The sequence below is a fragment of the Collinsella tanakaei genome (assembly GCF_016900375.1).
Lineage (GTDB): Bacteria > Actinomycetota > Coriobacteriia > Coriobacteriales > Coriobacteriaceae > Collinsella.
The window spans coordinates 1-1,111 of the sequence record NZ_JACJKB010000047.1 but is presented as its reverse complement, the minus strand read 5'-3'; the positions used below and the strand labels follow the sequence as shown (position 1 = coordinate 1,111).

At 70.7% G+C, this 1,111-nt stretch carries 1 protein-coding gene and 1 pseudogene; both read right to left on the bottom strand.

Features of this window, described 5'->3' with window-relative positions; all coding sequences use genetic code 11:
* Positions 1 to 92: 92 nt before the first annotated feature.
* On the bottom strand, positions 93 to 848 hold the full coding sequence (gene istB / locus H6A16_RS10535) for an IS21-like element helper ATPase IstB (protein WP_342589755.1): 756 nt from the start codon (positions 846 to 848) through the stop codon (positions 93 to 95).
* Positions 841 to 1,111: pseudogene (locus H6A16_RS10530) on the bottom strand (hypothetical protein); the annotation flags it as partial. The gene istB and the pseudogene H6A16_RS10530, both read right to left, overlap by 8 nt.

Genomic DNA, 1,111 nt, shown 5'->3' with positions numbered 1-1,111 from the left:
TGTGTTTAGTCAAGCTTTGCTTTCGGAAAAGAGCGCGCCTTTCTTTCGGGTTTCGCCACGAAAGGTTTTCGGGTTTCGGCGCGGGCACGCCGCTATCTTCCTGACTTGCCCAGCATGAGCGACTCCTCGAGACGGTGGCTGGGTCCGCCGAACTCCACGAGCCTGCCGTGGTGGACCACCCGGTCCACGATCGCGGCGGCGAGCTTGTCGTCCGCGAAGACCGTGCCCCAGCGGCTGAACTCGACGTTCGTTGTGAACACGATGCTCCTCCTTTCGTACGAGTCGGATATCACCTGGTAGAGCAGGCGCGCGCCGTCGACGTCGAAGGGCACGTAGCCGAACTCGTCGAGGACCACGAGGCCCGCCCTGCCGACGTCCGCCAGCAGCCTGTCGAGCGTCCCCTCGCGCTTGGCCTTCCCGAGCTGCAGCACCAGCGCCGCCGTCTGGAAGAAGCGCACCGGTATCCCGCGCCGCGTCGCCTCGATGCCGAGGGCGATGGCGACGTGCGTCTTGCCCCGACCCGTCGGCCCGTGGAAGACGAGGTCCTCGGCGCGGCCGACGAAGTCGAGCGAGAGCATCTCGTCGCGTCCCCAGCCCTCGGGGAAGCGCACGTTCGACCAGTCGAAGCCCTCGACGGCCTTCGGCACCGGGAAGCGCGCCTGGCGCAGCAGCCTCGCGCGCTTGGACCGCTCGCGGCTCTCCAGCTCGCGCGCGAGCATCCCCGAGCACGCCGCGAGCTGGCCGGGGGTCGCGGTCTCGAGGAACCACTCGATCGTCGACTTCGAGATGAAGAGGGCGCGGGCCCGGGAGGAGAACCCCTCCCGCTCGGCGTCCGGGATCCTAGGCACTGGCTGCGCCCCCCTCCAGCAGCTCGAACGCGCGGTCGTACCCCGAGAGGTCGACCGGCTCGTCGTACTCGACGAGCGCGTCGCCCGCGGCCGCCCTCGCCGCTGAGAGCTCGAGGGTGGCGGCGTCCACGCCGCCGGTGGCCCCCAGCGAGCGCAGGGCGCCCTCCACCGCTGCGCCCCAGCCCCGCCTGGCGCTCACGTCGCGCAGCGCCCTGAGGTCGGCTCCGAGGTCGGCGGGCGCCTCGGAGTCGAGGAACGCCACG